The sequence below is a fragment of the Bradyrhizobium sp. LeoA1Lang genome, assembly GCF_055413685.1.
This window is the reverse complement of record NZ_JBVAPG010000312.1, coordinates 1-4,416: the sequence shown is the minus strand read 5'-3', so window position 1 is coordinate 4,416 and position 4,416 is coordinate 1. Positions and strand designations below refer to the sequence as shown.

Annotated in this window: 4 protein-coding genes and 1 pseudogene; 3 read left to right on the top strand and 2 right to left on the bottom strand. The window is 58.7% G+C overall.

Annotation, left to right across the window (positions count from 1 at the left end):
- Positions 1 to 222: 222 nt before the first annotated feature.
- Positions 223 to 936 carry a MerR family transcriptional regulator gene (locus ACZYOF_RS42465; protein ID WP_463719464.1) on the top strand — a complete coding sequence of 238 codons (714 nt, stop codon included), beginning with the start codon at positions 223 to 225 and terminating at the stop codon, positions 934 to 936.
- 85 nt (positions 937 to 1,021) lie between these two features.
- Here ACZYOF_RS42465 and ACZYOF_RS42460 read toward each other — a convergent pair.
- Positions 1,022 to 1,964 (bottom strand): IS630 family transposase gene (locus ACZYOF_RS42460; protein WP_463719463.1). Its coding sequence is split into 2 segments (ribosomal slippage): positions 1,022 to 1,627 and positions 1,629 to 1,964, totalling 942 coding nucleotides; the frame shifts between segments, so codons are not numbered across the junction.
- Between the two features lie 309 nt (positions 1,965 to 2,273).
- On the opposite strand from ACZYOF_RS42460, the gene ACZYOF_RS42455 reads away from it, so the two are divergent.
- On the top strand, positions 2,274 to 2,459 hold the full coding sequence (locus ACZYOF_RS42455; protein WP_028169418.1) for a hypothetical protein: 186 nt from the start codon (positions 2,274 to 2,276) through the stop codon (positions 2,457 to 2,459).
- 124 nt (positions 2,460 to 2,583) lie between these two features.
- Here ACZYOF_RS42455 and ACZYOF_RS42450 read toward each other — a convergent pair.
- A pseudogene (locus ACZYOF_RS42450) lies at positions 2,584 to 3,695 on the bottom strand (IS630 family transposase).
- A 67-nt stretch (positions 3,696 to 3,762) separates the two neighbouring features.
- On the opposite strand from ACZYOF_RS42450, the gene ACZYOF_RS42445 reads away from it, so the two are divergent.
- The gene (locus tag ACZYOF_RS42445; protein ID WP_463719462.1) at positions 3,763 to 4,041 is read left to right on the top strand and encodes a hypothetical protein; all 279 of its coding nucleotides are present in this window, start codon (positions 3,763 to 3,765) and stop codon (positions 4,039 to 4,041) included.
- Positions 4,042 to 4,416 lie beyond the last annotated feature (375 nt).

Here is a 4,416-nt window from a genome sequence, read left to right as displayed (position 1 = left end):
CCGATTTCCTGCTCAATCTGATCGCCTATAATCTGATCCGCATCCCCAAACTGGTTGCAGCCCAGCCAGCCCAGACCTAGCCTCCCGGACGCGCCAGCCCAACGAGGCCTCCTCAACAGAAAAAAAACGCTTCATTCCTCACGTTTTTCAGCAGGCGGCTAGATCATTGAAATGACTTGAATCTCACCCGACGTCAGGTTGTAGGCTTGAAAACAGAGGACCATGACAAAACCTACACCACGAAGGCGTCGATGGCGCATTGGCGAGGTTGCAGAGGCTACCGGCGTGACGGTTCGCACTCTGCATCACTACGAACACACGGGTTTATTGAGCGCCTCGGAACGCACCGGCGGCGGTCACCGAATGTACGACCGCGAGAGCGTACAACGAGTATATCAAATCCTAGCGCTACGTGAGCTTGGCTTCTCGCTTGAAGAGATTCGCAGAGCGATTGGGGGCAGCACCTCGCTCACTGACTTGTTGCGCATGCATTTGGAGAGAATTGAGCTTCAAGTCGCGCGTACAACCCTGCTGCGAGATCGCTTGCGCAACATGACAACGGATGGAGAAATACACGTCAGCGTAGATGAGCTACCTGCCACTCTGGACGCCATGTCACGGGTTGAGGAGCGCACTCAGGAGCTCCGATGCACATGCGTCCTGGACGCAGTTCGCGAGGAGCGGTGGCGGAAGATCCGCGACGACCTGCGCGATTGCGTGGAACGGGGTGAGCATCCCTGCAGCGAACGGGCGAATGCTGTGGCGCTTCAAGCGCGTTCACTAATCACTGAAATCGCCGGAATTGAATCGACCGTTTCAACAATACTGAAAGTTCTTGCGCGACTCAGTGCGCCTCGCAACATGACTGGCTGGGATCCCCACCTAATGCAGTATCTCGACCTCGCCCTTGCCGCCCTGAAGGATGAACCGCACTGAGTTGTCGCGCACTTTGCGTGCACGACCGCCGCGTTCTCCATTTAGATGAGAATGAGACGAGTTTTTGACCTAGAGCGTGATTGCGTCATGTTGAAGCGTATCCGGCGTTGACGAGGTAGTTGGCGCATTCCTGCGGCGTGAAGCAGTCCAGCAAGGCACCGATGCGCTTCCAGGTTGCCTCTACGGTTCGCTCGGCAGCTTTTCGGAGCAGGATCTTCAGCTTGGCGAAGACTTGCTCGATCGGATTGAGGTCGGGGCTGTAGGGCGGCAGGAAGAACAGTTTTGCGCCGGCGGCGCGGATGGCGCGCCGCACGGTCTTTCCCTTGTGGCTGCCGAGATTGTCGATGATGACAATGTCGCCGGGCCTAAGGGATGGCACCAACACCTGCTCGACATAGGCCAGGAAGCTTTCGCCGTTGATCGGCCCGTCAATCACACAGGGAGCACTGATGCGGTCGTGGCGCAGCGCCGCGAGGAAGGTCAAGGTCCGCCAGCGGCCGTGAGGTGCCTTGGCGACCAGCCGCTCGCCGCGGCGCGCGCGGCCGTGGGTACGCGTCATGTTGGTCTTGGCCCAAGTCTCGTCGATGAAAACCAGGCGAGCGGGATCAAGCCGCCCTTGATACTTTTTCCATTGCGCCCGCCGCCGAGCGACGTCGGGGCGATCCTGCTCACTGGCGTGCAGGCTTTTTTTTGAAGCTGATGCCTTCGTGCTCGAAGAAATGCCACACCGCGTAATAGCTGACCTTAATCCCACGCTCTGTCAGCTCTGCAAGCAGCGCGCGCAATGTGATGTCCGGTTGCTCGGCAAGCCGATTGAGAAGCCAATCCCGCTCGGAAGACAGCACGTAGGGACGATTGCCGCCCATCGGCCGGGCCGCGGCGCTGCCGGTCGCACGGAACCGCTGCGACCACTTCACCACGCTGGCAACGCTGACCTTAAAGGTTGCCGCCACTGACCGGCAGCTCTCGCCAGCTGCCACCGCAGCAACGACCCGCTCGCGCAAATCAAGCGAATAGGCTCGTCCCATGGGATGCCGGCCTCCAACCCAGCCAGCATCTTGAATCAGAACCCGCCTGATTTGGGAATCCCCAATCGATTCAGCCTCAGACAATCACGCTCTAAGCACGCGGCTCGCGTCGCGTGGTTGAGGACCTCGTTGTGCTCGTCTCGAGGTTTTGCCCCGTCTCTCCGTCCTCGAGATGCGGCTTTTTGATACATTCACCAGACGAAGCCTCTCCAATGGGCTTGAATCGTACGTAGCGTCAAATTGTACGATCTAAGTAGCTGGCCGCGGCCTCTGACAACACGGGACAACTCTGGCTAGCGGGAGGATCGTATGGAACTGCAACAGCATCAGAATGAAACGATTGCCGTTCTTGAGGACAGGCGCACAGCCGCCGATGGCTTTGCCGCTCTACGCCTAAGCCACTATCCAGGCGTGAGCGGACGCGCTCGAGGGCCGGCCGCTTCGAGCATGGGCGATTACCGGCTGCGCATCGTTCACAGCCACCCCAAACAGTAATCGAGACGGTCCGGTCCGACACCAAAGAGACAAGGCGGCCCCTCCCATGCCGCTGGCATGACAATTGTCGAACCGTCCGGGTAAACTGATCGTCGCGACGGCACATGCACCTAGTCACGTGAATCTAAAGTTCGCCACATAAAGTCTGTTGAGCTTTGTGGCAGAAGCGTTTGACGGAAGCCAAAATCTGATCGGCTGACTTGGTCCATTTGAAGGGCTTCGGGTTTCTGTTGTGCAGGTCGATGAAGGTACGGATGTCGGCCTCGAGCTGCCTGACGGAGGTGTGAACACCTCGCTGGATCTTCTTTCTGGTGAGTTCAGCGAACCAACGCTCGACCTGATTGATCCATGACGCGGAAGTTGGTGTGAAGTGGACATGATAGTGCGGCCGGCGAGCAAGCCACGCTTTGATCCTGGGTGTCTTGTGGGTGGCGTAGTTATCCATGACGATATGGACATCGAGGCCTTCAGGGACCTGGGCATCGATCTCTTTTAAAAACTTCAAGAATTCGACTGCCCTTTGCCGCTTGTAGCATTTGCCGATGACGAACCCCGAGGCGACGTCGAGCGCGGCAAACAGCGAGGTCGTACCGTGCCGCACATAGCTGTGCGTGCGCCGTTCCGGCACGCCAGGCATCATCGGCAAGACCGGCTGCTCGCGATCGAGCGCCTGAATCTGGCTTTTCTCATCGATGCTGAGGACGAGCGCACGGTTCGGTGGGGATAGATAAAGGCCGACGATATCGCGCACCTTGTCGACGAACAGCGGATCGCTCGACAGCTTGAATGTCTGGCTGCGGTGCGGCTGCAAGCCGAACGCCGTCCACATTCGGCGGATCGTGGTGTGAGAAAAGCCGGTTTCCGCCGCCATCGAGCGGATCGACCAGTGCGTCGCGTCGGCTGGCGTCGTCCGCAGCGTCCGCTCGATCACGGTGGCAACCTGATCGTCGTTGATGGTGCGAGCACGGCCAGGTCGCGCTTCGTCAAGCAGGCCATCACAGCGATCCTTCAAAAACCGGCGACGCCACTTACCAACGGTATGTTCGTGAAGGCCGAGTTCGGCAGCTACGGACTTGCTTGGCAAGCCATCCGCACACCGCAGGATCGCACGGCATCGCTCAGATAGCGACCGGGCTACGCGATGACGACGAACTTGTCTCTCCAAGTACGCCCGCTCCTGCGCACTCAGCACTAACGGCGCGATCGGCCCCGGCCTCGCTCACCTGCATTCGCCACTCGCACTCTCCTCTGTAGAGATTCGAGCTATCAACTAATGTGACGAACTTGCGTTCCAGATGACTAGATGTTCAGCGAAGTAATGGAAATGATGAAACGTCCTGCCGACCACGATACGCGACTGGCGTGGTTGCTCACGCTCGCGGTACTCGCCTCATATCTGGCGCTCGCGACACTGTTCGTGGAGCAGTCCTATGATGTCGATGGGCCTAAGGAACATTCTGTGCCCAAGGACACAGCTGAGCCTTCGTCGCTGCGTTACCTCTGCTTTGCCGAGCTTCCACGGCGCAGTTTGAGAACGGACCGTCACCTGGACAACCGCAGAGCGATACCGCCGCCAAATTAGAATTGACAGCAATGCCGACGGGCTGCGAGGCGCTTGATTGCGCGCACGAGAATTGATGCGCTCGACGATTATGCTCGCAGCTGCTTCCGCGTCGGCGTGGAGCAAACCTTGGTGCCCAGTTTCGAAGCAGGTGAGCATTTCGACCTGCCCTTGGGGACACGAAATGGCCGACGTTCTCGCTGTCTCAACAAAAGCTCAACCTCGCCTGTGCGACCATCTACCCGCCTGTCGGACTGGCTTGCTGATAACTGAAATGGACCCGCGGAGCGGGACCGCTTGAACCGGTTTGTTAGTTGGAAACTGACCGCTCCTGATCCCTTTCTATCACGCAGCCAGAGACGCTGTCTGCTGCAGTTGCTGTGGGCATGTGGTCAA